The sequence below is a fragment of the Echinicola arenosa genome (genome assembly GCF_014841125.1).
Classification (GTDB): Bacteria; Bacteroidota; Bacteroidia; order Cytophagales; family Cyclobacteriaceae; genus Echinicola; species Echinicola arenosa.
The window spans coordinates 67,665-93,180 of sequence record NZ_JACYTQ010000003.1; the positions used below are offsets into that span (position 1 = coordinate 67,665).

24 protein-coding genes and 1 pseudogene are annotated in these 25,516 nt (G+C 38.5%); 7 read left to right on the forward strand and 18 right to left on the reverse strand.

All coding sequences use genetic code 11. The features are described 5' to 3' along the window. Positions 1-39 precede the first annotated feature (39 nt). Both IFO69_RS09640 and IFO69_RS09645 read left to right on the forward strand, forming a co-directional pair. The gene (locus IFO69_RS09640; protein ID WP_192009900.1) at positions 40-1,539 is read left to right on the forward strand and encodes a sulfatase; all 1,500 of its coding nucleotides are present in this window, start codon (positions 40-42) and stop codon (positions 1,537-1,539) included. A gap of 134 nt (positions 1,540-1,673) precedes the next feature. Further along, the gene (locus tag IFO69_RS09645) at positions 1,674-2,123 is read left to right on the forward strand and encodes a molybdenum cofactor biosynthesis protein MoaE (protein ID WP_192009901.1); all 450 of its coding nucleotides are present in this window, start codon (positions 1,674-1,676) and stop codon (positions 2,121-2,123) included. A 70-nt stretch (positions 2,124-2,193) separates the two neighbouring features. Here the strand turns inward: IFO69_RS09645 and IFO69_RS09650 are convergent. Together IFO69_RS09650 and IFO69_RS09655 are read right to left on the reverse strand one after the other, a co-directional pair. Beyond that, positions 2,194-2,616, reverse strand: a pseudogene (locus tag IFO69_RS09650) (molybdopterin cofactor-binding domain-containing protein); the annotation flags it as partial. A gap of 231 nt (positions 2,617-2,847) precedes the next feature. After that, the gene (locus tag IFO69_RS09655; RefSeq protein ID WP_192009902.1) at positions 2,848-3,300 is read right to left on the reverse strand and encodes a GNAT family N-acetyltransferase; all 453 of its coding nucleotides are present in this window, start codon (positions 3,298-3,300) and stop codon (positions 2,848-2,850) included. A gap of 327 nt (positions 3,301-3,627) precedes the next feature. On the opposite strand from IFO69_RS09655, the gene IFO69_RS09660 reads away from it, so the two are divergent. Beyond that, a complete protein-coding gene (locus tag IFO69_RS09660) occupies positions 3,628-4,929 on the forward strand; it encodes a Gfo/Idh/MocA family protein (protein WP_192009903.1) in 1,302 nt (433 codons plus the stop codon). Positions 4,930-5,017: 88 nt separating this feature from the next. Here IFO69_RS09660 and nudK read toward each other — a convergent pair whose 3' ends face one another. The 3 genes from nudK to IFO69_RS09675 form a co-directional block, all read right to left on the reverse strand. Continuing rightward, positions 5,018-5,599, reverse strand: coding sequence for a GDP-mannose pyrophosphatase NudK (gene nudK / locus IFO69_RS09665; protein ID WP_192009904.1), 582 nt, complete (start codon positions 5,597-5,599; stop codon positions 5,018-5,020). Between the two features lie 135 nt (positions 5,600-5,734). After that, positions 5,735-6,433 carry a LytR/AlgR family response regulator transcription factor gene (locus IFO69_RS09670; protein ID WP_192009905.1) on the reverse strand — a complete coding sequence of 233 codons (699 nt, stop codon included), beginning with the start codon at positions 6,431-6,433 and terminating at the stop codon, positions 5,735-5,737. Further along, complete coding sequence (locus IFO69_RS09675) at positions 6,430-7,521, reverse strand: sensor histidine kinase (RefSeq protein WP_192009906.1); 1,092 nt, start codon at positions 7,519-7,521, stop codon at positions 6,430-6,432. The genes IFO69_RS09670 and IFO69_RS09675 overlap by 4 nt, the downstream gene beginning before the upstream one ends. A 210-nt stretch (positions 7,522-7,731) precedes the next feature. Here IFO69_RS09675 and IFO69_RS09680 point away from each other — a divergent pair, with 210 nt between their 5' ends. Beyond that, the gene (locus tag IFO69_RS09680; protein ID WP_192009907.1) at positions 7,732-8,151 is read left to right on the forward strand and encodes a hypothetical protein; all 420 of its coding nucleotides are present in this window, start codon (positions 7,732-7,734) and stop codon (positions 8,149-8,151) included. Positions 8,152-8,763: 612 nt separating this feature from the next. Here IFO69_RS09680 and IFO69_RS09685 read toward each other — a convergent pair. From IFO69_RS09685 to topA, 3 genes are all read right to left on the reverse strand, one after another. Next, positions 8,764-9,477: a pirin family protein gene (locus IFO69_RS09685; protein WP_192009908.1), complete on the reverse strand. Its 714-nt coding sequence runs from the start codon at positions 9,475-9,477 to the stop codon at positions 8,764-8,766. Between the two features lie 14 nt (positions 9,478-9,491). Continuing rightward, positions 9,492-10,175: an SIR2 family NAD-dependent protein deacylase gene (locus IFO69_RS09690; protein WP_192009909.1), complete on the reverse strand. Its 684-nt coding sequence runs from the start codon at positions 10,173-10,175 to the stop codon at positions 9,492-9,494. 99 nt (positions 10,176-10,274) lie between these two features. After that, complete coding sequence (gene topA, locus IFO69_RS09695) at positions 10,275-12,596, reverse strand: type I DNA topoisomerase (RefSeq protein WP_192009910.1); 2,322 nt, start codon at positions 12,594-12,596, stop codon at positions 10,275-10,277. Positions 12,597-12,758: 162 nt separating this feature from the next. On the opposite strand from topA, the gene sixA reads away from it, so the two are divergent. Both sixA and IFO69_RS09705 read left to right on the forward strand, forming a co-directional pair. Continuing rightward, positions 12,759-13,238 carry a phosphohistidine phosphatase SixA gene (gene sixA, locus IFO69_RS09700; protein WP_192009911.1) on the forward strand — a complete coding sequence of 160 codons (480 nt, stop codon included), beginning with the start codon at positions 12,759-12,761 and terminating at the stop codon, positions 13,236-13,238. A gap of 184 nt (positions 13,239-13,422) precedes the next feature. After that, on the forward strand, positions 13,423-14,493 hold the full coding sequence (locus tag IFO69_RS09705; RefSeq protein ID WP_192009912.1) for an agmatinase family protein: 1,071 nt from the start codon (positions 13,423-13,425) through the stop codon (positions 14,491-14,493). Positions 14,494-14,527: 34 nt separating this feature from the next. Here the strand turns inward: IFO69_RS09705 and IFO69_RS09710 are convergent, their stop codons facing one another. Then, positions 14,528-16,345, reverse strand: a complete 1,818-nt coding sequence (locus IFO69_RS09710) for a heavy metal translocating P-type ATPase (RefSeq protein WP_225444081.1) — start codon at positions 16,343-16,345, stop codon at positions 14,528-14,530. A 326-nt stretch (positions 16,346-16,671) separates the two neighbouring features. Between IFO69_RS09710 and ypfJ the strand changes: the two genes are divergently transcribed. Beyond that, positions 16,672-17,574, forward strand: coding sequence for a KPN_02809 family neutral zinc metallopeptidase (gene ypfJ, locus IFO69_RS09715; RefSeq protein ID WP_192009914.1), 903 nt, complete (start codon positions 16,672-16,674; stop codon positions 17,572-17,574). Positions 17,575-17,646: 72 nt separating this feature from the next. Here the strand turns inward: ypfJ and IFO69_RS09720 are convergent, their stop codons facing one another. From IFO69_RS09720 to IFO69_RS09760, 9 genes are all read right to left on the reverse strand, one after another. Next, entirely contained in the window at positions 17,647-17,796 is a 150-nt protein-coding gene (locus tag IFO69_RS09720; RefSeq protein WP_225444082.1) for a hypothetical protein, read from the reverse strand. A 304-nt stretch (positions 17,797-18,100) separates the two neighbouring features. After that, positions 18,101-19,114: a DUF481 domain-containing protein gene (locus tag IFO69_RS09725; protein ID WP_192009916.1), complete on the reverse strand. Its 1,014-nt coding sequence runs from the start codon at positions 19,112-19,114 to the stop codon at positions 18,101-18,103. Between the two features lie 66 nt (positions 19,115-19,180). Next, positions 19,181-20,242 (reverse strand): hypothetical protein, encoded by a 1,062-nt coding sequence (locus tag IFO69_RS09730; protein ID WP_225444083.1) that lies wholly within the window; start codon positions 20,240-20,242, stop codon positions 19,181-19,183. Positions 20,243-20,261: 19 nt separating this feature from the next. Beyond that, the gene (locus IFO69_RS09735) at positions 20,262-20,984 is read right to left on the reverse strand and encodes a porin family protein (protein ID WP_192009917.1); all 723 of its coding nucleotides are present in this window, start codon (positions 20,982-20,984) and stop codon (positions 20,262-20,264) included. Positions 20,985-21,018: 34 nt separating this feature from the next. Then, complete coding sequence (locus tag IFO69_RS09740; RefSeq protein ID WP_192009918.1) at positions 21,019-21,663, reverse strand: OmpA family protein; 645 nt, start codon at positions 21,661-21,663, stop codon at positions 21,019-21,021. A 19-nt stretch (positions 21,664-21,682) separates the two neighbouring features. Next, positions 21,683-22,516 (reverse strand): tetratricopeptide repeat protein, encoded by an 834-nt coding sequence (locus IFO69_RS09745; protein ID WP_225444084.1) that lies wholly within the window; start codon positions 22,514-22,516, stop codon positions 21,683-21,685. 130 nt (positions 22,517-22,646) lie between these two features. After that, entirely contained in the window at positions 22,647-23,441 is a 795-nt protein-coding gene (locus IFO69_RS09750) for a transporter (protein WP_192009919.1), read from the reverse strand. 21 nt (positions 23,442-23,462) lie between these two features. After that, positions 23,463-24,434 (reverse strand): DUF6515 family protein, encoded by a 972-nt coding sequence (locus IFO69_RS09755; RefSeq protein ID WP_192009920.1) that lies wholly within the window; start codon positions 24,432-24,434, stop codon positions 23,463-23,465. 11 nt (positions 24,435-24,445) lie between these two features. After that, on the reverse strand, positions 24,446-25,180 hold the full coding sequence (locus IFO69_RS09760) for a DUF2092 domain-containing protein (RefSeq protein WP_192009921.1): 735 nt from the start codon (positions 25,178-25,180) through the stop codon (positions 24,446-24,448). Between the last annotated feature and the right edge of the window lie 336 nt (positions 25,181-25,516).

Below are 25,516 nucleotides of genomic sequence, written 5' to 3' on the forward strand. Positions count from 1 at the left end.
CTTTTTTGGATTAGCAATCAAATGATGTCATTAAAGATTATGAAGTATAATAAGCTGTTATTGGTTTTATTTCTATTTGTTGTTTTTGGGGACAAATTAGGGGCTCAAAATAAAGGAAGAAAGCAACCCAATATTGTGTTCTTTTTTGTGGATGACATGGGCTGGCAGGATACTTCTGTTCCGTTCTATAAGGAGAAAACCACTTTGAACATGCAATATTACACGCCTAATATGGAGAAGTTGGCGCAGGAAGGTGTTAAGTTTACCCAAGCTTATGCAGCGGCTTTGTGTTCGCCTTCACGTGTTAGTCTGATGACAGGAATGAATCCTGCCAGACACAAAGTGACCAATTGGACCTTAATTAAGGATAAGTCTCCTGATCCAAAACACGATGAAATTGAGCCTCCAAAATGGAATGTGAATGGCTTGAGTGCAACAGGAAAAGATAATGCTACAGTTTTCCATTCTACTTTAGCGCAAAAGCTTCAATCCGCAGGTTATACCACGATTCATGTGGGAAAGGCCCATTTTGGAGCAAAAGGAACTTCAGGAGAAAATCCTACCAATTTGGGTTTTGATGTCAATATTGCGGGGCACGCTGCAGGAGGGCCTGGCAGTTATTATGGCAAGTATAACTTTAGTGCGGATTGGAGAAGCCCTGGAAATCACACTTGGGATGTGCCTGGGTTGGAAAAATACCATGGACAGGATATTTTCCTTACGGAAGTGTTGACGATAGAAGCCAATAAAGCCATCGAAAAAGCAGTGGATTTAGGAAAGCCTTTTTACTTGTACATGTCCCACTATGCCATTCATGCGCCTTGGGAAAAAGATGAGAGGTTCTACCAAAAATACATCGACGCTGGATTAAGTGAATTTCAGGCTACTTATGCTTCCATGATAGAAGGAATGGATAAGTCATTGGGAGACATTCTCCAGCAACTAAAAAAATTAGGTGTTGAAGAGAATACCATTATTGTTTTTATGTCCGATAATGGAAGTCCTAAACAAACGCCTCAAAACCTTCCCCTGCGTGGACACAAGATTACGCCTTATGAAGGAGGAATTAGGGTGCCTATGTTAGTGAAATGGGCTGGAGTCAGTGATTCCAATACAGCGGTCAATGATTATTTGATTGTGGAAGATATTTTTCCAACTTTCCTTGAAATAGCAGGCCTTTCTGAAAGTGAGATTGGAGAAACAGATGGAAAAAGCTTTGTGCCGCTTATAAAAGGAGAAGCAGAATCGAAGGAGAGACCTTTGTTCTGGCATTTCCCCCATGTTTATGATGAACTGCCTTATAGTGTTATCAGAAAAGGAGATTGGAAGCTGATTTATCACCATTTTGATCAAAGTTTTGAGCTGTTTAACATCACCGAAGATATCAGTGAGCGCAACAATTTATTCGAACAGGAGAAAGGAAAGGCCAAGCTTTTGGCTGCTGAATTAACGGCATTTCTCAAGGACAGCGAAGCCCAAATGCCCAAGTTTAAAGCAAATGATAAAATTGCTCCTTACCCTTCCGAATGCTTTGATTGACTTTATAATTTATGATTTGATGTGTATTGCTGTATCTTTGAGACATCAGATCTCACAATGACATATGGGTGTGGTAAAGGAAATCAGAAACGTCAACGGGAAGCTTGCTGATATTAATTCTAAATATTTGAGAAATGAAAGATAAGAAATCAGTCATCAAGGATATTTTTGTGGAAGGTCCTATCAGTCCGGAAAAAATCGCCAATTCGATTGCCAGTCATGGTACCAAAACAAGTATTGGTGGGCATTCTATTTTTTTGGGACAGATAAGGGATGATGAAAAACCGGAAGGAAAAGTAGTTTCTATTGAATATACGGCTTATCGGGATATGGCTTTGGAAAAGGCTTTGGAAATAAGGGAGGACATTTTTGAAAAGTATGATTTGTCTTGTATGCATATTTACCATAGCTTGGGAAATATCAAAGTCGGAGATATATGTTTGTTTGTATTTACCTCCTCAGCCCATAGGAAAGCAGCCATTGAGGCCTGCAATGAGCTGGTAGAAAGAATAAAGGCTGAGCTGCCCATTTGGGGCAAAGAAATACTGGATAGCGATGCTGAAGTCTGGAAGGTGAATCGGTAAGTATTGTTGGTATTAAAATAAAAAGCGCCCTTGAACTCCAGTGTTCAAGGGCGCTTTTCTTTTCATAACTTTAACCTTTTGGTAGAATATTCTGCATAAATGGCTGATCATAAAACCGTTTACCTGTGGCCTTGTACAATGCATTGGCCACTGCAGCAAAGGTGGGAGGGAACAAGGGCTCTCCCAAACCGGTTGGGTCTATGTCATTCTTAACAAAATGAATGGAGATGTTTTTATGTGCTTCCCGCTGTCTGATCATTCTGTATTTATCAAAATTACTCTTTTCAGGTACCCTATTGTTGAAAGATTGCTCACCAAATAAGGCGTTGCCAATACCATCGACAATTTCCCCTTCTCCCATATTGGAAGCGGCATCTGGATTGATGACAATTCCGCAATCTACTGCTGCCACTACATTTGTGATTAATGGTTCATCATTTTTCATTTCCAAGTCCATGACTTCCGCAACATAAGTATTATGGCAGAAGTAGGCAATCAAAAGGGTCGTTTCTACTCGCTTTTAATCTTTATTGGTAAAATTACGGATATACATATTGATTATTTATGAGAGGAGTAGGAAGTATGTGTGTTTTTAGATTAAATAACTGGATTTCCATCTTGAACAAAGAGTTTTGAGGAAGTTTAAGCCATTCAATCAAAAAGTCATTAACTCTGAAAGGTTTTTCATATGATGGCAATCATGAAGTAGAATTGATGCTATATTTTACTTCAATGTTTTTTCAAAACATCGGCTATTGCTTACACCAATATATTGGCCGTAATTGGGAATTAATAGGTAACCGTTCTTTTCATACAACTTGATGGCTTCTGGCTGTTTGAGGCCAGTCTCCAAAATGCAACGTTTATAGTTGAGTTCCTTGGCCCACTTTTCCAGTTCCGCCAATACGACGGAAGCAATTCCTTTACCCCTAAAATTCATTACAGTATACATCCTTTTGACTTCCATAGATATTTTATCGTATTCCTTGATGGCGCCACAGCCAACAGGTATATTTTCTTCATATGCGATTACGGCATAGTTGATTTGATTTATTTTATTGAATTGATCATAAAAGGTATGGTCTTCTCCATCCCTTACAGCCAGTTCTGCATCTAGTAGCTTTACAAGTTTTATAAAGTCTTGGTGGCTAGCGTTTGTTCTTATAGTTTTGATCATTTCTCTATTTATTTTTTTCCAGCTAAAGGCTACCTTAAAAGGAATAGTAGAGGTTTATTTAATTTCTTTATTTTCTTTGAAGTTATTACAATTCAATTGATCAAACTCGTTTGAATTTAGAAAAATATCTTCGGATCAATTGATTCAGTTTGGAGTTGGGAATTTACAAATGGTTGGTTCTTCAGAGAGTACTGCATTATTAATATTTTTGAGATTCACTTTTAAATTTAAAGGTTGATCCATCATATTATTTCTTAAATTAGACATTTTCCAGCATAACAATTTATGTCTATAAACTAATAACCATTTAATATAAACGAAGTCAAAATGACAAAATCCAAATTATCTAGAAGAAAATTTATAGCTCAAACATCAGTGGCCACCATGGGATTATCTGCTATGGCGGGTACATCATTTGCTTTTTCAATACCTCGAAACGATAAGGTTCGCTTAGGCTTTGTGGGTACAGGCAAGCAAGGATTTATTTTATTGAATTACTTGATGAAATGCCCAGAAACGGTTGTAGTAGGGTGCTCAGATGTGGTGGAGTTTAATCGGAATAATTTCAAAAAGGATGCGGAAAAGTTAAATGCAGATAAGTTTGGTACTGCTCAAGAGGTGAAGATTCACCCTGATTTTAGGGATTTATTGAGCAGTTCTGACATTGACGCGGTGGTCATTGCTACCCCTGATCATTGGCATGCCTATATAGCGGTAGAAGCTGCCAAAGCTGGTAAGGATATTTATTGTGAAAAGCCATTGGCCGCTACTGTGGTGGAAGGCCGAGCTATGGTTGATGCTACCCGAAAATATAAACGTGTTTTCCAGACCGGAAATATGCAAAGGTCCTGGAATGAATTTAGACAGGCCTGTGAATTGGTGAGGAATGGATATATCGGAGAAGTAAAGGAAGTCAAAGTAAACATTGGCAAACCTTCCCGTCTTTTTGATATAGAAGTGCAGGAAATCCCAGAAGGAATTGACTGGAACATGTGGGTAGGCCCGGCTGAATACAGAGGCTATAATGACATACTCGCTCCCATGTATCAAGAAGGAGAAGATTTCAGGTATCCAGACTGGAGGGTGTATAGACCTTATGGTGGGGGAGATATAACCGATTGGGGGGCTCATATGTTTGACATTGCTCAGTGGGGTATTGGAATGGATGGATCAGCCCCGGTAAAATACATCCCACCGAAAGATCCAAGTGCTGTATACGGAATGAAGATGATCTATGACAATGGTATTGTGATGACCCATGAAGACTGGGGAAAGAGTAATGCAGTGAGGTTTATTGGCACAAAAGGAACCGTTGATATTGGAAGAGGTTACCTGAAAACAAGTCCGGAAAGCTTAGCAGAACAGAAGATCAAAGATTCCGATATCCGCTTGGAGTACAGTGATAATCACTATCAAAATTGGATTGATGCCATTAAAGAGAGAAAAAGACCGATTTGCGACGTGGAAATAGGTCATAGCACATCCGCCTTGTGCAATGTAGTGAACATTGCTTATCAGTTAGGAAGGGAACTGGAATGGAATCCAAAGAAGGAAAAGTTCATCAATGATGATGGTGCCAATCAACTCTTGGGCAGACCTTTCCGCGGAGAATGGAAACTGGAAGTTTAAAGCCATGCATATAGCTGATTCAATAGAGATTGAATCAGCTATATACTATTCTCGGCTATTTAATGGTTGTATTGGACAAAATCGTTGGTTACAACAGTTGATGTAGTTTGGCGTATTGTAGAAGCATAATTGTTTTGGCATCTTTAATTTCTCCAGTAGCTATCATTTTATAGGCATCTTCAAAATTCAACTCCATCACCTCGATATTTTCCTGCTCTTCCTCAAGACCGCCACCCTCGCTTACTTTCATGCCCTTATCATATTCTGCCACAAAAAAATGTAGAATCTCTGTAACAGAACCTGGAGACATATAGGATTCGAAGATCTTTTGCACTTTATGAACCTTATATCCTGTTTCCTCCTCTGTTTCTTTCTTGATGCAGTCTTCAGCATTGTCCTTATCCAGGAGGCCAGCACAACTTTCGATCATCATGCCCGATTCGTTTCCATTGATATAAGTGGGTAAGCGAAACTGCTTGGTGAGGATCACAGACTGAAATTCTTTGTTATAAAGTAAAATAGTTGCACCATTTCCCCTGTCATAAGCTTCTCTGGATTGGGGTTCCCATTCTCCATTTTTCTTTCGGTAGTCAAAGGTGACTTTCTTCAAAATGTACCAGTTGTCAGACAGTATTTCAGTTTTATTGATTTTGATATTTTCGTTTTTCATGAGTATGAATAGTCAATGGATTTTGTTTTATCAAAGTGCTGATATCAGGTTTAAAGTAGCAATAATAAAAGCTGGTTTTGCATTTTAAATCAATAATCATTGAAGAAAGATCGTTGAATTGGCCATTATACTTGGTCATTCATATTGAGACAAACGCAAAAGGACTTCTTCTTTATAGGACCGACTTATCGTTAATGCTTGCCCACCAATTTCTAGGTATTCATGGGTATAAGAATCTATAGCCTTAATGTTTCCTACAAAAGACCTGTGAAATCTTATAAATTGATCTTGAGGCAGTTTTTTGGTGAAATTTGAAATGCTTTCACGGACGATTACAGTTCGGTCTTGCAAGTGGATCTTGATATAATCCGCATAGCTTTCAATGTATTGGATATCCGTAAAAGCTATTTTTTCCATTTTGCGATCCTGCCTCACAAACAAAAAGTCAGCCTTCTCTTCATCTGTCAAGTTTCCTTTATTCTTTTCCAGTGCCTCTTTTACTTTGGCTACAGATTTTAGGAACCGATCAAAAGGTATGGGCTTCAATAAATAATCGGTTGCTTCTAAGTTGAACCCTTCCAAGGCATATTCCCGGTAGGCGGTGGTGAAGATCACATGAATGTTTTTGGGGATTATTTTGGCAAATGCTATTCCATCAATTCCTGGCATATTAATGTCTAGGAAAATCAGGTCAATTTGTTCTTGCTGAACCATATTGAAAGCTTCATTGGCATTGTTTGCGCAGCCGATCAGCTTCAAGTGGTCCACTTTAGATATAAATTCCCTAAGGATGTTCTGGGCTATAGGTTCATCGTCGACGATCAGACAATTCATGAGACCTTTGGTTTGATTTGGACAGTATTCAGTTGTAATTCGATTGTAAATTGCCCATTTAGTTTTTGGATATGGAAAATATGGGCATCTGGATATAGGAGTTGGAGCCTTTTTTTGATATTCTGGAGACCAATTCCTGAAGAGGTAAAACTTTTCATATTTGAGGTTTCCTCATAAGTGTTTTTAAGAAAAAACAGTACTGTTTTTTCTTGGGTTTTGATGTTCAATTCGATCAAAGCTTCTTTTTCCTGTGGTTTGCCATGCTTAAAACTATTTTCCAACAGTGGGAGAAAAAGCATCGGGGCAATCATCAGCTGACTGGGCTGCTCTGGGAAACTTACCGTTATTTTGAAATTGGATTTGTGCCTCAGTTTTTCCAATGCCAGGTAATCCTGAAGGTGATCGATTTCATCTTGAAGAGGAACCAATGATTTTGGCGTTTGATACAGAATGTAATCCAGTAACTTGGATAGTTTTAGGATAAGTTCAGGGGTTTCATCACTTTTTGCGATGGCAGACCCATAAATGGTATTGAGGGTATTGAATAAAAAATGGGGGTGAATCTGCATTTTTAAATATGACAGTTCTTCTTTTTTGAGCAATAGTTCTCCATTGACCAGAGTATATTGAAGTTCTTGGTTCCTTAATTGGATTTTATAACTTTCGCGATAAGCCGAAAAAAGGGTTGTCAGCAAAACAACAATATAAACCCCAATAATAATTAGGTAGAGGTTTTTGCTTAACATAAATTCATTGTCCAAGCTCTCCAGGGAATTAATAAAAATATAGCCGGAAAAAGCGGAAAGGGTAATTAAAAAAATGGAGATGATGATAGTATAAATAGTATAAACTAAAAACCACCAATGTTTTTGTTGGAAAAGGTAAGTTGGGATGATGTGGAAGCTGTAAACATTGACCATAACCAAGGTAACAGGAAGGAGAAATGCCCCGAAAGTAAATGCGGGCCCTAGGTTAGAAATGGTGATACCGAAGTAAAAAGTAAAAAACAAAAGGGCTCCCACACAGATTAAAAGCTGCTCGAGCAATTTGCGGGATACTTCAATTAATAGGTCTTTTTTGTTTGTCATTGAAATGGACAAGGTCTCTAAAAAAAATGTAATTCCAAAGAATTTACGATGGTTGACTGATTTAGGAGGATAAGTAACTTGCTAAACTGAATGATAAAAGAAAAACACCAGTAACTTGCCGTTCTTTGATCTTGTTTGGTAATTCATCGCATTTGCTAAGGGGATGTTACCAATTTTACTACCATTGCAGAGTAACAAAAAATAAACGACATGAATTTAATAACAACTATTCTAGGTCAAACAATGGGCTTTTTTATTTTTGATAGGTTTGTTGAAGGTGGAGTTGGTGGGATGACAATGATTTTAGCCTGTTTGACATTGGCGATTTTTTTCACCTTTAAAGCTTTTACCCATTTGAAAAGTGAAGAATCTCTGTTTTTAAAATACAAGAGACTTATCAATCAAGCGGTGCTGTTAGGATTGGTGATTTCTTTTGCCAATAGCATATTGGGGTTGATCCAGGGTTTTGATGCCTTGGAGGCCACAGGTGGCGCTGCAGATCCTGCGATCATTGCCGGGGGGCTGAAAATCTTTTTGCTTTCACCATTGTTTGGCCTTATTGTCTTTATAATTGGCTATTCCATCACTTTTGTACTTAGTTGGATGAGAAAAGCTGAATCTGAACAATAAGGTATTTGTAGCTTTAGTTGAAAGTCTAGCAGTTAACAGATGGGGTTTCCACCTGAAGAATACCAATTACTTTAGGACAACAATGAAGCTCTAATTGAAAATTAAAAGATTCCCATGAGAACATTTAACCATATTTACCAAATGCTGCTTGCCCTTATCATTTGGGCGGTATTTACAGGTCTATTGGATGTGATTGTGCTAATACCTACAGCTTGAAAAGTGTGTTTTTGATTATAGAAGGGAGTGAAAGAAATATAAACTTCCACTCCCTTTTTACTCAATTAAAACTTAATCGAAGATCTGCATTTATAAAAAATGAATAGGTTTCTCCTACATCGAAGCTGCTTAAACTGGAAACATCAGAAACTGATCCTTCAAATTTTAGATCCAGAAAGATACCACTGAAATCTGCTCCTGTCTTTGCAAAGCCGTCCCAATTGAGTGATTAAAAATTACTTTTATCCAGACCGTTCTTATCTACTCCTGTTACAATGAGTGTTGGGCTACCTTCTTACTTTATGTTTGGTTAGAGTTGGACTGGTCTTTTATAGGTGTTTGTTTGCTTGAGAACAATGAATAAGTCCTGATTGATAAAGCAAAGTCCTCTGATCATTAGCCCATAGGGACTTCCATCAAAAGTACTTTAGATTTATTTAGCGCTTTTAGTTCTAAGCTTTTTGTATCCCATATACCCATGCCATCTCTTCGGGAAAGTTCTTGCCCGTTGATCTCTAACTGGCCCTCTAATAGAAAAATATACACGCCATTGTTTTCAGGTGATTTTAAAGAATAGGTGAGGGAAATTCCACTTTCCAAGTCACCTAAATGAAACCAGGCATTTTGATGGATCCAAATTCCTTCATCATTTGCGGAAGGTGAAAGGATCTGAGCCAACCTGTTTTTAAGTGAGGAAATATCCAGTGTTATTTGATCATACCGAGGCTTGACATTTCTCTTGCTAGGAATAATCCAGATTTGGAGGAACTTAACCGCTTTGTCTTTATTCTTGTTATACTCGCTATGCGTAATGCCGGTTCCTGCACTCATGACTTGTATATCTCCTTCTTTAATTACTGTGGTATTGCCCATGCTGTCGCGGTGCTCTAGGTCACCTTCAAGAGGTATAGAGATGATTTCCATATTTTCGTGAGGATGGGCCCCGAATCCCATTCCTGGTGCTACCTGATCATCATTGAGCACCCTGAGCATGCCAAAGTGTATTCTTTCCGGGTCGTAATAATTGGCAAAGCTGAAAGTATGATGGCTATCTAGCCAACCATGATTGGCATGGCCTCGTGTGAGAGCTTTATGAAGTATAGATTTCATCGATTCTACGCTTTTTATTGGAGTAATTGAATCATTTTTTGTACACCTGAACTGGCTTGATCTTCGATGGCTGTCAAATTATCAACAAAGCCAATTTCAGGAATCTTTACATCAATGATGAATTTTGGAATAGAAGAAGAAGCATATTGAATAAGGCTTGCAGCAGGATAAACCAACATGGATGTTCCGATTACGGCAAATATATCTGCTTCCTGCGTTGCTTCAATGGCAGGCTCCATCATCGGAACCATTTCCCCAAACCAGACTATAAATGGTCTAAGTTGACTGCCTTTTTCACATTTGTCTCCTTCCTTGATTTCCCAATGCTTCATGTCATAGATCAAGCTGGGGTCTAGGGTACTTTGGGATTTGAAAAGTTCTCCATGAAGGTGAATTACATGATTTGAACCTGCGCGTTCATGCAAATTGTCTACATTTTGGGTGACAATGGTAACTTCATAGTCCTTTTCGAGTTGGGCAAGCCCATAATGGGCTGCATTTGGAGCGACTTCCAAAGCCTGCTTTCTTCTCTGGTTATAGAAGTCAAGCACCAAGGCTCTGTTTTTGTGCCATCCTTGAGGGCTTGCTACTTCCATGACATCATGTCCTTCCCACAAGCCGTTATTATCTCTGAAAGTTTTGATACCACTTTCTGCTGAAATTCCTGCTCCAGTGAGTATTACAATTTTCTTTTTCATGGCAGTAATTCTTAAAATTGATTAAGAATTAATTTAGGGAATTATCGGCAAATCTGACTGGTTGAATAAAAAACCGAGGCCTTCTACCTCGGTTTTTGATTATTTTTTCTTTTTGGCAAACCTTCCTTTTTTCTTTTCAGGTTGGTTTTCTATGATCTCAATGGTTTCATCATAGCTCAGGTCTTCTGCAACTTTGTCTTTAGGTATTTTGAAATTGTTTTTGCCAAACTTGATATATGGCCCCCATCTACCATTCAGGATTTGAATATCTGGATTTTCTTTGAATGTCTTGATATGCTTTTTGGCATCTGCCTCTCGCTTGTCTTTTATGAGTTGGATAGCTTCTTCTTCTGTGATGCTCAATGGGTCTAGCTCTTTTCCCAATGATACAAATTTGCTGTCATGTCTGATGTATGGGCCGAATCTTCCTATTGCTGCGACAATTTTCTTGTCTTCAAACATGCCCACATCTCGGGGAAGCTTGAACAATTCCAAGGCATCTTCAAGCGTGATACTTTCGATAAACTGACCTTTTTTTAGACTGGCAAACTGTTTTTCTTCATCTTCTTGATCACCGATTTGAACCAAAGGTCCAAATTTACCCAGTCTGGCGATGATAGGTTTTCCGGTTTTAGGGTCTTTGCCCAATTCACGGGAAGAGCTTACATTGGCTCTTTCTACTGTTTCGGCTTCTTCTACAGTACCATGGAACCTACTGTAGAAATTTTCAATCATATCATCCCATTGTTGTAAACCATGGGCAATGTCATCAAATTCCTTTTCTACCTTGGCGGTAAATTTATAATCAATGACATTTGGAAAATGTTCTACCAGAAAGTCATTGACCACCATGGCAATATTAGTAGGGAAGAGTTTATTTTTGTCAGATCCGGCGTTTTCGGTCTTTTCAGCTTTGGTAAATTCACCTCCTTTGATAATCATTTCGGTGTAATTACGTGGCTTGCCATCTCTAGACTCTTTAATGACGTAATTTCTTTTTTGGATTGTGGAAATGGTTGGCGCATAAGTGGAAGGTCTACCTATCCCCATTTCTTCCAGTTTCTTTACCAAAGAAGCCTCTGTATATCTGGCTGGAGGTCTGGTAAAGCTTTGTCTGGCTTTCATTTCATTCAGGTCAAGTTCTTGACCGATGGTCAAAGGAGGTAATAGGCCTCTATTTCCTGCATCATCATCTTCATCTTCATCATCTGTACTTTCTAAGTACACCTTCAAAAACCCTTCAAATTTAATGACTTCTCCAGTTGCACTCAAAGTAAGGTCAGAATTGCTAATAGCGATACTTACATGTGTTTTTTCAAGTTGTGCATCAGCCATTTGCGAAGCAATGGCCCTTTTCCAAATGAGCTCATAAAGTCTTTCCTCATTGCGGTCACCCCCAGCTTCCAGGTTGCTGAAATTTGTTGGCCGGATGGCTTCGTGGGCTTCTTGGGCACCTTCTGATTTGGAGGTATAGGTTCTGGCTTTATGGTATTCACTGCCAAAAGCAGATTGGATTTGGTCTTTGGCACTTTCCATGGCCTCTTGGGAGAGGTTGACACTGTCAGTCCTCATATAGGTAATCTTACCAGCTTCATAAAGGCGCTGGGCAATGGTCATGGTCTGAGAAACTGAGAAACTAAGTTTTCTACTGGCCTCTTGCTGAAGTGTAGACGTAGTGAATGGCGCTGCTGGAGTTTTCTTTGCTGGTTTTTTCTCCAAATTTTTGATGGAGAACTGAGCATCTAAGCATTCTTTTAAGAAAGCTTCCGCCTCTTCTTGGGTTTCAAACTTCTTGGGTAATTCTGCATTTAATACTTTGCCTTTGACATCAAATAAGGCAGTGATTTTATAAGAGGATTTTGATTCAAATTTTTCAATCTCTCTCTCTCTTTCTACGATAAACCTAACTGCGACAGATTGTACCCTACCTGCAGATAGCCCTGCTTTTACTTTCTTCCACAATACTGGAGATAGTTCAAAACCAACGAGTCTGTCCAAAATCCTTCTTGCTTGCTGGGCATTGACCAAGTCCACATCAATAGATCTTGGGTTTTCAATTGCCTTAGTAATTGCATTTTTGGTGATTTCCCTAAATACAATTCTTTTGGTATTGTCATCCTTCAGGTTTAGTACTTCTTTTAGATGCCAAGAAATAGCTTCTCCTTCACGGTCATCGTCACTCGCTAGGTAAATGGTCTCAGAATCCTTTACCAAACTTTTCAGCTGTTTGATTACTTCTTTCTTGTCGGAAGTGACTTCGTAGGTAGGTTGAAACTTATTTTTTATATCAATAGCCTTATCGCCTTTTGGAAGATCTCGGACGTGACCATAGCTGGAAGCTACTTTGAAATCTTTTCCGAGATATCCTTCTATTGTTTTGGCTTTTGCCGGTGATTCGACAATGACTAGATTTTTTGGCATAATGGTTTTCTTTACTTTGGCAGCAATGTTTGAACATGCTCAACAAAATCCAAAAATAGACGCGATTATATTCTCCTCCAAATAATAATCCATCTCATATTGGTTTTGGCATGGTTATTTCGATGTAATATTGTAATTATTTTTAATGCATATCAAGGTAATATGACTAAATATCTCACTTTATTAAGACACGGCGAAGCCGAACATGGTTATGGTCAGTCCGGTGATTTCAAGCGTAAACTTACAAGAGATGGAAAGTATAAACTCCAGAGATTGGCCAATGTTTTAAAGGAACGTAAAGTTGAATTTGACCTTTTGCTAAAGAGTCCTGCAACAAGAACTGTGGAGACTGCGGGAATTATCCGAGATGCTGTTTTATCACATGAAGATAGAGAAGAGGGAGTGTTGTACTTGGCAGAAACTGATGATATTATAAAAGTACTAAATAAGTTGTCTGATGATATTCATAAAGTAATGGTGGTCGGCCACAACCCAGGAATCAGCGCATTGTTATCCTTTCTTACTAATGAATATCAAATAAGCCTTTCACCTGGAATGATGGCTGTTGTTGAACTTCATGCGGATAAATGGGAATTAGGACTTACTAGGGGGATGGGGACCTTGCAGGAAATATTACAATAGTATTAAATGGTAGATTCTATTTTATTGAGTTCAAGAGACTTATGGAATGAGATTTTTGAGTGTTTAATTATCACTTTTTTATATGCAGAAATTCACAAATATTAAGTAAATTATAGTTAGTATTTTATCGAAATTAGCACATAGAATACAAGCTTTTTTAGCAGATTAAAACAAATTCAAAAAAATGAGCAGTAAAAAACAGGAACTTATTGACAGTTTTGACCCAAATGGAGTAGCCTCACATGGAAGTATTTTTGGTTTACCTTTTGATGATGAGTCAGCATCTTTGATTATAATTCCAGTACCTTGGGAGGTGACAGTTTCTTATGCCCATGGAACTGCAGAAGGACCAGCTGCTGTGCTCCAAGCTTCAGCGCAAGTGGACCTTTTTCAAGATGATATTGTTGATGCTTGGACTATGGGAGTTCATATGCTTCCCATTCCTGAAGATATTCATATTAGTAGTACCAACCATAGAATTTTGGCTGGCAACTATATAGAATGGCTCGAAAATGGTAAATCCAAAGAAGAGAAGGAACGCTTCTTGGCTGTGCCAGATTTGATCAAAAAGTCCTGTGAGAAAATGAATACATGGGTATATGAAACGGCCAAGAATTACCTGAATCAAGGTAAAAAAGTTGCTTTGTTGGGCGGAGACCATAGTACTCCTTTAGGGTTGGTAAAGGCTTTATCCGAAAAATATTCAAGTTTTGGCGTATTACAGATAGATGCACATGCTGATTTGAGGGTTGCTTATGAAGATTTTGAATTTTCACATGCTTCCATAGCCCATAACTTACTTAAGATTCCCCAGGTTGAGAAATTGGTTCAAGTTGGTATTCGTGATTACTGTGAAGATGAGGCAGAAAGGGCGGAGGATGATGATAGAATCACAACTTTTTATGACCATGAAATTAAAGACCAATTGTATGAAGGTAGAACTTGGCGATCCATCTGTGACAGAATAATTGCTTCATTACCTCGAGAAGTCTATGTGACCATTGATATAGATGGGTTCGACCCAAAACTATGTCCTAATACTGGAACCCCGGTACCGGGAGGGTTTGAGTTGGACCAGATTATGTATTTGATGAAACTTATTGTAAAATCAGGAAAGAAGATCGTTGGATTTGACTTGGTAGAGGTAGCTCCAGGGCCAGGAGAGGATGAGTGGGATGGGAATGTAGGTGCGAGAATTCTTTACAGGATGTCAAATTTGATGGGAGTGTCCCAGTCAAAACTTTGGTGGAAATAACTATATAGAGCCTGTTTAATAAGACAGGCTCTTTTCATTTATCAACTATTTTTAGGCTAAAATCCATGTGCTGTATTCTTATTGCATTTAAGATAGCCAGCATCGCAACACCAACATCTGCAAATACTGCTGCCCACATGGTAGCCATTCCTAAAGCTCCCAAGGATAATACAATCAGTTTGGTCAAAAATGCCAGACCTATATTCTGCCAGACAATGCTTTTGGTCTTTTTACTAATGTCAATAGCTTGAGCTATTTTTGAAGGTTGATCTGTTTGGATCACCACATCAGCGGTTCCAATGGCTAGATCACTGCCCAATCCTCCCATGGCTATTCCAATATCTGCCAAAGCCAGTACAGGAGCATCATTAATGCCGTCTCCAACAAAGGCCACAGTATGTTTTTCATTCTTTTTAAGAAGTTCTACTTGCTTGACTTTGTCCTGAGGAAGTAAATCACCATAGGCCTTATCAAGTCCCAATTCCTTTGCATATTCTATGGTGACATCACTTTTGTCTCCCGAAAGCATTACTATTTCAGAAATACCCTTTCTTCGGAGCAGTTGGATGCTGGATTTGGCATCTTCTTTCAAACTGTCAGCAATATTAATTTGGCCTGCATATTGACCATCAATTGCCACATAGATTGTGGATGTTTTGCTTGAAGTGGTTTGCTTGGGAATCGTGATTTGGTTTCCAGTAAATAATTTTGAATTACCTACTAATACTTCTTTTCCATTGACCTTCCCTCTCAATCCTTTTCCTGAAATTTCTTCCATTTCATTAACGGGGAAGGTTTCAATGGAGTGCTCATCGGTATATTCCAAAATGGCTTTTCCAACAGGGTGCGTACTTTGCTTTTCAAGGCTGGCTGCTAAGCTGATCCATTCGGTGTTTGCTGATTCTGGGGAGATTTCCTGAATTTTAAAGACTCCCTTTGTCAGTGTGCCTGTCTTGTCCATCGCCAAGGTTTGGATATTTTCCATTCGATCCAAAAAATTAGATCCCTTAAACAGAATCCCATTTTTGGAAGCCGCTCCGATGCCTCCAAAGTAGCCTAATGGTATGGACACAACCAAAGCACATGGGCAGGAAATTACCAGAAAAACCAACGCTCTATACAACCAATCTGAAAACACATAATTACTGACAAAGAAATAGGGGAGTATAACTAAAGCTAAAGCCAAATAGGTGACGATAGGGGTATAGACTTTTGCAAACTTTCGTATAAATTGTTCTGTTTGGGCTTTTCGGGAGCTTGCTGTACTGACCATTTCCAGTATTTTGGATAGGGAGCTTTCGCTGTATTTTTTATGGACTATCAAAGTGAAGAGTTTTTCTAGGTTGACCATTCCGGCCAAAACATCTTCTCCTTTACCTAATTTTTTTGGCTTACTTTCTCCGGTAAGTGCAGAGGTGTCGAACCTGCTTCCTTCGTCGAGGACAATTCCATCTAAGGGAACTTTTTCACCAGGTCTAACTTGAATGACTTCATCCAATAGGACTTCTTCAGGGTGCACCGTCTTCCACTCACCATTTCTATTTACCGAGGCTATTTCTGGTCTGATATCTAATAGAGACTTGATATTTCTTTTAGCTTTTCTTACTGCTAATCCTTGAAACCTTTCTCCTAATTCATAAAAGAGCATTACAGCAACGGCCTCTGGATACTCACCAATGAAAAACGCTCCAAGTGTAGCTATTCCCATTAAGAAGAACTCAGTAAACACTTCTCCTTTTAGTATTAAGCTTAATCCTTTTTTTAAGATGGGAGTAGCTACAGGTAAGTAAGAAGCGACATACCAACTCACCCTTAACCATCCAGTAAAGAAAGAAACCTTATAGTGGTCCATCAACATTCCTATAACCAGCATTAAAAAACAAAACACTAAGGTTCCCCAAGTTTGTAAAAACGATGTGGGCTCGGAGGTTTTGGATCGGGATTGTTCTGTTGTTTCACAGCTACAACTATGATTTTGTAATTCTTGGGTGGCCATAATTGTCTATTTACTTCCAAAAGTAAGCAATAAAGCAGTGCATAGGAATTGCATTTGATCGGAGTGTAAAAGATAGTTCTTATAACCAGAAATTATCAATTTTTGTTGAACCAAAACATTTAATGCATTATAAAAATTGGTATTTTAATAGAAGGAAAAAGTTTTAACAAATCCATATCAATATGAAGTGGAAAGGTAGAAGAAAAAGTTCCAATGTCGATGACCGAAGAGGTCAGTCAGCAGGAGGGTTTGGCGGAAGAGGGATTTCATCAATGCTCATTGGACCATTGATCAAATTATTGTTTTCTAAAGTGGGACTGATCTTGATCGGTGGGTTTTTATTAATTTCTTGGCTGACAGGAACCAATCCTTTGAATTTGCTTCAGAATTTTATTGGTGGTAATGGTATGGTCAATGAAGTAGCAACCGAAGTTTATCAAGGAACTCCAGAAGAGGAAGAACTGGCAGAGTTTAGTAAGGTGGTGTTGGCCGATACTGAGGATGTTTGGAACCAGCTGATGGAAAATTATAGGGAGCCCACCATGGTTTTATTTACAGGGCAGGTTAAATCTGCATGTGGTTTTGCTTCGTCTGCAAGCGGCCCTTTTTATTGTAGCGCTGATGAACAGTTATACCTTGACTTGAGTTTTTATCGTGATATGAAGGATCAATTGAATGCTCCTGGTGATTTTGCGCAAGCCTATGTGATAGCCCATGAAGTGGGGCATCATGTACAGCATTTGCTGGGTATAACCGAAGAAGTACATGGCTTGAGAAGTCAGTTGAATGATGCTGAATATAATAAGATGTCTGTTAAGTTGGAGTTACAGGCAGATTTTCTAGCGGGTATCTGGGCTCATCATACACAAAAGATGAAAAATATCTTGGATGAGGGAGATATTGAAGAAGCTTTAAATGCAGCCAATGCCATCGGAGATGATCGGTTGCAAAAACAGGCACAAGGGAGGGTGGTACCGGATTCATTTACCCATGGAACTTCTGCGCAAAGGATGAGATGGTTTAAAAGGGGATTTGATACTGGTGATTTGTCTCAAGGAGACACTTTTAATGCAGAAAAGCTTTAAGATATCAGTCAAAAATAAAAAGAGCCTTGGTGTACCAAGGCTCTTTTTATTTATTTATAATTTCTGATGTGACTAGTTGTTTGTCGCATCTTCTACTTCATCCTCAACATCATCTGCAGCATCTTCAACCGCATCACCTGCGTCTTCCATTGTTTCTTCTACTTTATCTCCAGCTTCTTCCACTTTACTTTTATCATTTCCACAAGAAGTTAGAGTCATCATACTACTTACGGCGAATAAAATTAGTAATTTTTTCATTGTTCGATTTGTTTAAAGTTTGAATTTGGTTTATGCGTTTGGTATTACAGTTACAAAGGTCATACCAGTTTTTCTTGTTTTTGTTAAGAAATGTGTAAAAAAATCTTTTTTAAATAAAAAGTAAAACCAGTTTTTGCTCAAAACTGGTAAAATTGTGAAGTAACAAAATCCATGGATCTCATCACTTATCGTTCGCTAATACCTTTTGAAAATACATTGATTTGGTTTTTTAGTCAATTGATCATACCTATACTATTGGGAATATTAATTATAATTCCCACCCAAAACCAGTCTGTAATACGTAGTCAGTACTGCTGGCTCCCTCCACAGCTTGATTGTCATAGTTAAGTGTAAAACCAGCTTTTATATAAAAGTCCAAAGGAAGGTCATACTTGGCATTGAAGTTAAAATCACTTCTGAAACGGCCTTTTTCTGTAATACCAGGATAAATAACCACGCGGGAATAAAGGTTCAAGTCCCCAATATCATATAGATTAAGTTCAGATCCTAGGTAAGCCTCCCAGCTATTCTGGGTTGGGGCGTCGCTTGAATAACGTTCTTTTACGTAGGAAGCACCACCTTCCAGACCGAAGTAGGCATTGTTGGTATGCAAGATATATTTACCAATACCACCCGTAAAGTTACTTCGTATATCAAGTAGCTGCTCAGTGTTTGATAGAAATGAATAGTTCACGGGAACATAAAAATCTTTAGGTAAGAACTTCTTAAATGAGAAATTACCGTCTTCCCTTCTTGTCGGTTCCACACCATCTTGACTGGAGCGAATGAGGTTATATCCTGCATTGGCTGACCATTTTGACGCCACATAACCTAGTGTACTTGTAATGCCTGATTGCTTTAAATTATTGGCTTTTGTAAAGCTATAGTTTATGTCGACAGAAGCAGAAAGGCGACTCCAGAAATCATCTTCATAGGTGGTGAAATAAACAATTTCATCCACATTGACTTCCAGATCACCTTGTTCTACACTATTGATCAATACTTTGCCAGGGCTAGAGGAATTTATTTTTCCGTTTAACCGCTTGCCTGATTGAAGTGAAATCAAATAATTTTGCTTGGAATATACTTCAATTATTTCTTCCCATTCTATGGTAAAATCGGAATCGCTATAGTCTGTTTCAATTTTTAGAATCCCTTTGTCCATGGATTTAATTTCACCGACTATGATATTTTTGTTTTTGAAAACCAAGGAGTCTTCTTGAGCCATTAGGTACTTAAAAGAAATGAGGCATAAAGCAATGAGTAATGTTAATTTTTTCATATCAAATTAATTTTTATCGGACATTCTATAATCATATCACATTAAAGAGTATTTACTTCTGTTTGATTATTTTGTGGTTTTTCTAAAGCCAGGAATACGATAATTTAGGTTCAGCATAAATTGACTCCTTTTTCCGAACACACCTAATTCAGTTCTTAAAATCCATCTTTTGTTAAACTGATATTGGGATCCTAAAATTATGTTGAAGGGTGCAGTTACACGTTTTTCCAATGTATAGTCAATGGTACCATCGGAATCTATATTATTAGAAACATTCTCCAATTCATTAATGATTTGGTTTACGACCAACCTTTGAGCAGGAGGGAGGGTTTCCGACCAGTCTCTAAGGGTTCCAATAAAGTTTCCGCTTCCAAATCCCGGGAAAATTTCTGTGACACCAATGCTTCCTCTTGTATCATTGGAGAGTTTTTGGTAGAATACTCCAACCCAAACAGCAAGGGACTTTTGAGGATAGGTTGGGTTTCGTAGGGTATGGCCAAACCGAATACTGCTATTAAATGCAGGTATCGGTTCTACTATGACATCAACATCTACAAAATTGTAATTATTGTCCCAAGCGATCCAAACAGGACCAACAGCCCCAGCTAAAGTAGCTCCCAAACCAAAGGATCTAGCCTCAAACCGCTGTGTAGTTTCAAGACCAACAGGAGCCAACAGATTTACTCGTGTTTCAGTAGTACCTCCCCCTAATATCCCATAGAGGTTTAGAAAGGGGAGCAACCAAATATCTGGGCGAACAGTATAGGCATTGGTGGTTGCAATGGTTGGACCAAAATCAATGACATTACTTAGATCCACCTGTTCACTACCATTAATGCCAATAGAAGTACTTTCAATGGATATTTCTTGCGTTTGAGTAAAATACACTCCACTAATTCCATAGGCATAAGAAATATCGTATCCTCTCTTATAAGCCTGTTTACCTAAAATTGGAAGAGCATATGGATAGTCCATTTTTTTTAAGCTGTCAAAATAGGGCTTATATGCAGGGTTATTAGATTTCCCCACACCTTGAGAAAAAGCATCAAGGTTTAGGATAAATAAAATAGAAAAGATCCAAAGTAACGTATTTGGTCTCTTAATGCTAAAATTATACATGACTTTCATATGGTAATTGGTATAGTGTTTATTCTTCCTTTTTAACCTTACCGGCACCAATTGGAATTCCTACATACAAGTAAAATGCGCGATTATGAAGGCTTTCATTCGTATTGTCTTTTAAAATATCCGCAAGGCCTAAGTAATACCTAAAACCGACATTCATTCCATTTCCTTTCATTAGTCTGTAGCCTATTCCCCCAGCTAGTCCATAGTCAAGGGCTTTATAACTGTCCCTAATGTCCCCAGTAAAAACTAGGTCATCTTCATCTTTAATATCAGTGAAGAATTCGTCTTTGGCACCATGTAGCAGCCCAAGTTGTGGTCCTGCTTCAAGAAACAACCTATTATCCAATTTATATTTCAGATAAATGGGTACATTAAAATAGCTTAAGCGTCTCCTTATATCTCCCTCGGACATTAGTTCATCTAAGCTTTGTTCACCTACTGGGTAGGTAGGGATTTTATGAGCGCCCAAAGTTGATTTTACAATGACACCTGTATGGAGATAAAGATGCTCTTCCATTTTGATGTCAAAATAGAACCCCAAGTGAAAAGCAGAAACAGAACTGGAACTTGGAAGTCCATTGAGATCGGTGAAAGCTATTCCGCCATCTAGACCAAATTCAAGCTTATCTGAGTTAAGTTTATCTCCTAACAGTAATGAAATCAATACTTGCCCTTGACTAATCTGAATAAAGGAAAAACTGACAATTAAGAGCAGGATTAATTGTTTAAAACTAATATTCATTTAGCCTCAGGTTATGTTCAAGTAAAGAGTTAGTCTATAAATCACCGGATTGAGCTTGTTCTTGCATTTCGCTATTAGCGTAAATGGCCATTTCTACACGTCTGTTTTTAGCCCTGTTTTCGTCATCATTGGGATATTTTGGCTGAGTTTCTCCATACCATTTTTCAATTAGCCTAGACCTTTCCACTCCGTTGTCTGCTAAGAAAGAAGAAACTGCTTTGGCTCTTTTTTCTGACAGTTGCATATTAAACTCATCTGAACCCGAATCATCGGTATGACCTTCGATGAGTATGTTGGTGTCAGGATATTTCTGGAATACAGGGATCGCATTTGTTAGATCTTCCTTATAACTATCGCTGAGGGTTGCTGAGTTGATCTCAAAAGCCAAACTGGCATCAAACGTTACATTAATTCCCTCATCGATTCGCTGTACTTCCGCGGTTGGAATGGCTTGGGCCAATTCTTTTGCTTGTTGGTCCATTTTCTTACCAATCAAGTTACCTGCGGCTCCACCTATGGCTGCACCTGCCAACACCCCCCAAATACTTCCTTTGGAAACTGCTGCTCCTATCGCTGCCCCACCGGCTGAGCCAATGGCAGTGCCTTTCTGCTGGTTGTTCCAGTTGGCACAACTTACTGTCACTGTCAGTATCAATGCATAAATGATTAAATTTTTCATCTGATTTATTTAAAGAGGTTTAATTACATACCAAGGCAGAAAACATGTCCATGCTCATATTCACCCAGCCCAACTCAAGTGCTTTACCAATGTCGGAGCATAGGGTATTTTTTTCTTCGGCTGTCATTGACTTTTTCAATTCTTGCGCTTTGTTAGTTCCATATTTATTTTCTACCATCTTCAGCCCTACATTGCTGCGGCTAATGTATACTTCAAGAGGATCATGCCCATTTTCCAAAGCTTGGTCATATGCATCATAAGCATCAAGATATTGGTTATGAAAAAGTGCCATGTCTCCTTTTTGAAGTAAAAAGGAGGTGTTCTCAGGGTCCATTTCAATGGCTTTGTCTAAATACATCAAGGCGGTATCCTGTTCATTTAACTGTCTATTGTAGATCCTGGCCATCAGGGCATAGTTATTGGCCCGTTCTTTAGTGTTTTGGTTCATCTCCGTGAGTTCGATTACTTTGTCCAATTCTGCTTTTGAACCAGAGATATCACCTAATCCTTGAAGAGCGATTCCTTTTTGGAAATGCCCTCCTAAACTTTTGTTTTTGCTGACTTTTAAAGCAGCATCTGCCTCTTTGATGGCCCTATCATATTGGCCCAAAGCGTTATAGGCTTCAGCCTTGCTAATGGATCCCAGTTCTTTGGCATCTTTTGTCTTACAGTTTCCTGAGAATTCATCCAACTTGGCCAATGCCTCAGAGTAAGATTGGGAGTTTAATAGTGTATTTGCTTCTTCTAACAATGCGCTGCACTTCTTCCCCATTGTAAATGTTTGCGCTTTTATTGAAACGGTACACACAAGACCAAGTGCCATTACTAAAAACATCCGTATTGCTTTTTTCATATTGCTTATATGTTTTAGGTTATAGCTTCCCATTATGAGAGTTTTGATTTTTCTGTTACCGAAAAACTCGAGCTGATTTTTCAAGTTTTCAGACCTATTTCAACTTCATCCGAGCATCATTTTTTGATGCTTATTTTGGAAACAAGAAGATCAAAACAGCACGCCATCCCCAGTCCGCTTTGGCCCCATCAGGAGCAGCCAAATTGAGCCTTGGGCCGATGACAACTTGCGTCTTTTGTTTTCCTAAACTTGTTACAGCACTCAAAGTAGGGTTAAGCCAAAGGGTTCCTTTGGAGTTTTTCCAATCTTGTGTCCATTCCATATTGGCTCCCAATCCTGCTCCACTTGGCCAGTTATATACCACAAATGGTTGCACAAACATTTGACTGACATTGCTTCTCTCACTTGAGCCAGCTACTGACCATATTTGATTGATCAAGCCGCCCAAGGTCCAACCATTACTTTGTTTTAAGGCTACGGCTGTGGGACCAACTCCAAATTTCTTGGTGGTCAAAAAATCATTAGTGCCAATAGGCAACAATAATGCAGGACCAACTCCCCAAGTAAGGTTTTCAGAGTTTTTTGGAGAAAAGAAAGCCGATACTACCGCGTCAGCCAAGCCAGACTGTTTGGTGTTTTCTCCAGTAATATTATACTGAGTGACCACTGGAACAATGGCCCTAGTAATCATATTCCAATCATCATTGATGGAAATAGGTATTACTGGTTGGATATTTAAGGTGTTTTTGGTCCCATTATTATTACCAATTCCGTAGTCGGTATTGTTTTGAAAAGGCACGGATATAAGTGAGGCAATAGGGTTGGCCAGCTTCTTAGCCAACTCAGCAGCATTATCCTGTGCCATTCCGGCTTGAGTTAGTACAAATGAGAGTAGAACTAAAGTGTATTTTCGGAAATTTTTCATAGTTATGGCTTTATAAAATATTTATTCTTCTTGCACATCGGCCACCTCATACTTGTCTTTTCCATCTAACTGAACAGGCTGATAATAGGTGTCACCATATTTCACATAGGTTTGATCTCCTACTTTAACTTCTTCAGCACCCTCAGGTAAATGTTCAACAACTGCTCCTGAAGTAGGGGGTACCACGGTATATCCATCATCACTTTTTTCATAATAGGTGCCTCCATAGTAGTAGTTATTGGTGGTCTCATTGATGACGACATTTTCTGAATTATCTGGAAGTACTTTGATGGTAGCTCCGACAGGTGCTTCAACGACGGTATAACCTCCATTACTTTCCACATAGTACACGCCTTGGTCATAATGGTATTTTTGATTTTCAACAGATATCACTATGGCTGTGGCAGCTAAAGTAGCCACAAAAAATCCCCATGGATGCCATACTGGCCCCCAATAGAATGGTCTGAAAGGGTGATAGAAATAAGGATGGTAACAATAGTACCTATATCTGCCATATCTGTAAGGCGGTCGGACATAAGGTCTAGGGTTTCTCACCACAACAGAGCTTCTGTTTCTTACATTAATATTATTCCTGTTGTTGACATTGATGTTGACATTTTTACTATTATCAATGTTGACCCGGTTATTACTGCCTCTGTTGTTGCTTTTGATTTTTGACAAATTATTATTGCTTCCTCGATTATTTCCAATGTTTCTATTGTTTGAATTACTTTGGTTTCTTATGGTCTGATTATTTCTGTTAGGAATTGACCGTTGGTTAAGGTTGTTAGGTCTGGATGCGGAGGTTCTAGCACCTCCATTGATAGACCTGCCACTTGCGGCAGGTCTTGCGGCAGTTCTATTAGCAGCTGGTCTTGCAGCACCTCTGTTGTGATTTAATCTTTGAGCATTAGCTTCAATGGGCATATAAAGCATGGCCATAATTCCTATCGCCAACACAGATTGAATGAGTTTATTTATTGATATTTTCATGGTGTTGTGGTTTAATGTTTAGGAAGGATAGCGATTAATCTAGCCCCTGGAGGAGGTGAGAATTCAAATATGGAAGCAGGTATAACGGGATTAATTTCCCAGTGGGTAAATGTAGCTTCGTATTGAGGGAAGTTTTCTTTATCCTTGTGAATGATCAAAAGTTTGACGGGCAAGTTTGTAGCGTCGTTAGCTATCCAAATTTGAACAATTAAGGAATCGTTGGAAGCTGCAATATGAAAGCAGTCTTTTCCGTCTATTAGCTTGGATCCCAAAAACTTCAACTTATCGAAATTCTCCAAGAGATCATCAGTAAAAGTAGGGTAGAAGAAATCTGCAGCAGGAAATTCTACATCGTAGTAATAATTCATACTATCAATGGTGCTTAGAATATTGTCTGGTGCCTTAACTGTAGTATAATTATTTTCACTATAGGAATAATAAGTGAACACCTCTCCATTATAATAAAAACCTCGGTGTCCATACTGACCTTTTGAATGGACCAACATTTTGTTTGGCCCCTGCATATAAACTTCACTATCGTTGTGTTCTTTTTCAGTGCCCACTTCTACACTAGGGGTGTCAATTTCTGTGGTGATGGTATAGTGACATGATTCGAGATCTCCTATAACCGAGGCCATATGGTCCAAAATAAATACTGCTATAGGGTCGATATCCTCTTCCTGTTCTTGCGCAAAGGAGGAAACAGAGGGAATTGTAAAAACCAGAAATAATAATATTCTTTTCATATCAATTATAGTATTGTTTCAATTTAGATAACTGTCCTTTGGATATTTTAAAATCGAGGGTACTAAATAACCACTTTTCATTACAGTATTGAGGATGCATACTGCGTTTTGGGGTGATTTCGAATTGTTCCGTTTATTTCCCATTTTGCTACAAAAAGTCAATAATTTGATCCTGGCTTGAACTACAGCACTTCTGTATTATCCAGTGGAAATTTCAAGTAATTATTGAATTAATTTAATTTACTAAGGAATAGCCTAGGAGTATTTAATATAGAATCAATAGGTGCCAATATTTATAGAATTTGGCATATGGGGATATTGTTGTTTTTGAGAAGC